The sequence below is a fragment of the Parabacteroides sp. AF21-43 genome (genome assembly GCF_003635435.1).
In the GTDB taxonomy this organism is placed as follows: Bacteria; Bacteroidota; Bacteroidia; order Bacteroidales; family Tannerellaceae; genus Parabacteroides; species Parabacteroides distasonis.
On record NZ_QTMG01000057.1, the window covers coordinates 1 to 3,876 of the forward strand.

Annotated in this window: 6 protein-coding genes; all 6 read left to right on the forward strand. The window is 51.6% G+C overall.

What is annotated here, in order from left to right; translation table 11 throughout:
* Nucleotides 1-312 (forward strand): hypothetical protein (locus DWX84_RS21160; protein WP_233573981.1); only part of this gene is annotated, 312 nt, incomplete at its 5' end.
* 100 nt (nt 313-412) lie between these two features.
* Nucleotides 413-829: a DUF3408 domain-containing protein gene (locus DWX84_RS21165; protein ID WP_122246531.1), complete on the forward strand. Its 417-nt coding sequence runs from the start codon at nt 413-415 to the stop codon at nt 827-829.
* A gap of 29 nt (nt 830-858) precedes the next feature.
* On the forward strand, nt 859-1,245 hold the full coding sequence (locus tag DWX84_RS21170) for a DUF3408 domain-containing protein (RefSeq protein WP_007567629.1): 387 nt from the start codon (nt 859-861) through the stop codon (nt 1,243-1,245).
* Nucleotides 1,246-1,272: 27 nt separating this feature from the next.
* A complete protein-coding gene (locus tag DWX84_RS21175; protein WP_122246530.1) occupies nt 1,273-2,061 on the forward strand; it encodes a ParA family protein in 789 nt (262 codons plus the stop codon).
* Nucleotides 2,062-2,208: 147 nt separating this feature from the next.
* Nucleotides 2,209-3,138: an amidoligase family protein gene (locus DWX84_RS21180; protein WP_007748012.1), complete on the forward strand. Its 930-nt coding sequence runs from the start codon at nt 2,209-2,211 to the stop codon at nt 3,136-3,138.
* Entirely contained in the window at nt 3,135-3,368 is a 234-nt protein-coding gene (locus tag DWX84_RS21185) for a hypothetical protein (RefSeq protein ID WP_007567639.1), read from the forward strand. Before DWX84_RS21180 ends, DWX84_RS21185 begins: the two co-directional genes overlap by 4 nt.
* The last annotated feature ends 508 nt before the right edge of the window (nt 3,369-3,876 follow it).

Sequence of the window (3,876 nt, forward strand, 5' to 3'; positions counted from 1 at the left end):
CAAATGGAGAACGTGCAGGTAGCCGTGTACGCCTTATGTTTTTTCTTCCTTGTCTCCATTAACGGATTGATATTTTTACACTTCCACAGACCGATAATCCAAGAATCCGTATCAGGACGGATGCATGCTCCCACACCTGCCCATAAGGATTTGAAAGGGGCGGTGGACAAGGAACGGAATCCCGCCACTTTTCCACGCCGCTACGGACAGCAGGATTCTGACGTCACTCCCGCATGGGAAGAAGCATCCGGATGGAACCATATGTTCGTCCCCACCATCATGTGTATCATGACAATAAACGACTTTGGATGACTATAAGCGACAGGTGGTTCCGTCCTGTCCTCTTCTTTCTTTATTTTGTATTCCGAAACAATGCCAGTTGTGTAATTTAATAAATTAAGATTTTAAGACAATGGATTCAGAAAAGGAAAAGAACCAGCTTTCCGATATCGTTCTCGAGAGGGTCGGACTCACGGGAAACCTTCTGTCAGCTCCCGTTTCCCCATCCCCGGAACCGGCGGTGGGTATGCCGGGGCATGAAAGGCAGGTCCGTGCAGGGAAAGTGACAGCCCCGGAAGAATACAAGAGGAGGTTTCTTGTTCCCGCTCCCAAGTCTGTGGAGTGGAAGACCGCGTATATTGACGGGAGGCTGCACCGCCGGATCGCCATGCTGGTCAGGGCCGCCGGTTGCGGCAGCATCTCCGGGTTTATCATCCGGCTGCTGGAGCTCCATATGGAGGAGCACAGGGAGGATATCGCCGCCCTGCTCGGTGAGGTCTACCGTCCCTGGGATGAGGACGGACAGCGTGGAGGAACGGCCCGCCGATAAAATGTTGTCATTGTCCAAGAAGATATATCATGACAGGAAAGAACGTAAAAGACCGGATTGGTCCCGGCGGGATGGACGCGGACCGCATCCGTGAGATCATGGGGGAAGCACCTGCCTGTCCCCGGAAGGGACGTGGAATGTCCGGTAACGACATAATGCGTCCCGCAAGGAAAAGCGGCCCCATGCAGCCGTCCGTCTATGGGGAGGAATACCTGCGTGGCATTGCGGGCGTGCAGCGCCGGTCACTGCATATTCCTGCCGCCCTGCACCGGAAACTGTCCATCCTGGCGGGAGCCTCGAGAAATGGGAAGGTCACGCTGGAGGGGTTCATCAACCACCTTGTCTCGCGGCATCTGGAAGAATACAGGGAAACGGTGGAGATGATTCTGGAAGAGTCCCTGCCCGGCCGGTCATAATAGTGTTTAACATTTAATGCAAGAAGTATGATGAAAAAAGAAAAAGAGTTGTTGGTTGCCGTCGCCAGCCAGAAGGGTGGCGTGGGAAAATCCGTCTTTACGGTACTGCTGGCCAGTGTGCTGCATTACCGCAAAGGCCTGCGTGTGGCGGTTGTGGACTGTGACTACCCGCAGCACAGCATCGCCCTGATGCGTGAGAGGGACATGGAGAGTGTCATGAAAAATGACGACCTGAAGGTGAGCCTTTACCGGCAGCACGAGAGAATCCGGAAGCTTGCCTATCCGGTCATCAAAAGCGATCCGGAAAAGGCGGTGGAGGACCTGCGTCGTTATATGGACGAAAAGGGGGAAACTTTCGATATCGTGCTTTTCGACCTTCCCGGAACGCTCCGCAGCGAGGGGGTGGTCTATACTGTTGCTGCGATGGACTACATTTTCATCCCGATCAAGGCGGACAACATCGTCATGCAGAGTTCCCTGCAGTTTACCAAGGCTCTGGAAGAGGAGTTGGTCTCCAGGAAGAACTGCAACCTGAAAGGGACCTGGCTGTTCTGGAACATGGTGGACAGGCGGGGGCGGAAGGATTTGTATGACGCCTGGAACCGGGTCATCGACAAGATGGGGCTGCGGCTGCTGTCCTCACACATTCCGAACACCCTCCGCTACAACAGGGAGGCGGACCCTGTCTGCAAGGGTGTCTTCCGCTCCACGCTGTTTCCACCCGATCCCCGTCAGGAGAAAAGCTCCGGCCTTCCTGAACTGGTGGAGGAGATATGCCGTACCATCGGCCTGGAGGAATCCGATACCGACCGGTAGCGGATGTCAGGGTATAGACACCTTAAATAAGGAGTTTTAGCCTAAGATAAAGTAAGCTAATGGCATGATAATAAGGTTCTTATAATTACGACTTCTCCTGTAAAAGCATTACTTTAGTAAAGCGAAAAATAAAGGAGGAAACAAGTAATGAACGAGCAAATCAGAAACATTTTAGTACAAGAAACGACAAAGACGAGCAAGATCCGGCAACTGTATCTTCTGGGTGTTCCCCGTGCGGAAATCGCGAGAATGGTGACCAACGGAAACTACGGCTTTGTAGTGAATGCCCTGCGCCGGATGAGGGAACGTGAGGGCGGTCCGAACGTTCAACCGTTGGCAGCCGCACCGGATTACACTTTCAACCGCAAGTTCGGTATCGAGATCGAGGCTTACAACTGCTCCCGTGAACGGCTCGCACGCGAGCTCAGGGAGGCCGATATCGAGGTTACGGTGGAAAGTTACAACCATACCACCCGTCCGCATTGGAAACTCGTGACGGACAGCAGTATAAACGGAAACGACACCTTCGAGCTGGTCAGTCCGATCCTTGTCGGCGAAGCAGGGTTGCGGGAGCTGGAGAAGGTCTGCTGGGTGCTCGACCTGTGTGACATGAAAGTGAACGGGAGCTGCGGGCTTCACGTGCATATCGATGCCGCCGGTTTCAGCATGGAGACCTGGCGTAACCTGGCCCTGAGTTACAAACATCTGGAACCGGTCATCGACAAGTTCATGCCGGCATCCCGCAGGGATAACTACTATTGCCGTGGACTGGGCCATGTCTCTGACGGGATGATACGTTCCGCCCGGACGGTGGACGATCTGAAAAGCAGGATCGGCAACCGTTACCATAAGGTGAATCTCGAGGCCTACTCACGGCACAAGACGGTCGAGTTCCGCCAGCATTCGGGAACGACCAACTTCACAAAAATGCGTAACTGGGTGCTGTTTCTCCACAAATTGGTTACCTTTGCCACAAAGGGGCAGGTGCCTGCGGCCACCGCGCTCCAGGACATCCCCTTCCTGGATGGTGAACAGAAACTATATTATAAACTGAGAACTAAAAAATTATCGGCATGAACAGGCATATGTATATTTTGGCGGATGGCGGCAGGATTACCGCCTCCGACCCTTCCGAGTTTGTACGTCTCCTGCGTGAGGGCAGCTGGTTTGACAGCGGGTGCACCGATAAGGAGTACATGGTGAATTTCTCTAACCGTTACCATGAACTGCACGGGGTGACGGTGAGGACCGACACGCCGGAGCATTTCATGGACGACCTGAAAAAGTACGGTTACATCAAGGGTTGAGAGAGCCCGTTCCTTTATTGTTACGTTCCCTGCCGGTTCATTCATCTCCGGTGGGGATTTTTTTCTTTTTTCACAGTATCTGATCTCCGTCGTATCCTGTTTTCCGGAGACTGGTTTCACGGCCTCCTTCCGCAATCATTTTTTCTTTTCACCGCCCCTCCGCGATAACAAAAACTGGCTATCCATGATAATATAATACATGACAGGGGATTTAAAGGTGTTCCGCCTGTTATCTAGTATCATTATATCCCCAAAAGAGAAGCGGATCAGGAGGGGGATACCGCCAAATTTGAAGAAGATCCCCAAAAAGAAAAATGTAGAGTATCTATTTTGAATATTATTATGATTGATAATCAGAAGAATAAGTTAATGTTGTCTTTGCGATACAGGGAATTAAGATTTGCGATATAGACGTTTTTTATCCAATTTGACAAGCCGTTGTATTTTTATTTGTATTTTTGTCTGTAGTCGTAAGAAGTCACGGCTTTTTCATTTAAGCTTTGAATTG

Bases quoted from the DNA above. Each gene is read 5' to 3' on its own strand.
- DWX84_RS21165 (WP_122246531.1), top strand. From the start codon at position 413: ATGGATTCAGAAAAGGAAAAGAACCAGCTTTCCGATATCGTTCTCGAG.
- DWX84_RS21170 (WP_007567629.1), top strand. From the start codon at position 859: ATGACAGGAAAGAACGTAAAAGACCGGATTGGTCCCGGCGGGATGGAC.
- DWX84_RS21175 (WP_122246530.1), top strand. From the start codon at position 1,273: ATGATGAAAAAAGAAAAAGAGTTGTTGGTTGCCGTCGCCAGCCAGAAG.
- DWX84_RS21180 (WP_007748012.1), top strand. From the start codon at position 2,209: ATGAACGAGCAAATCAGAAACATTTTAGTACAAGAAACGACAAAGACG.
- DWX84_RS21185 (WP_007567639.1), top strand. From the start codon at position 3,135: ATGAACAGGCATATGTATATTTTGGCGGATGGCGGCAGGATTACCGCC.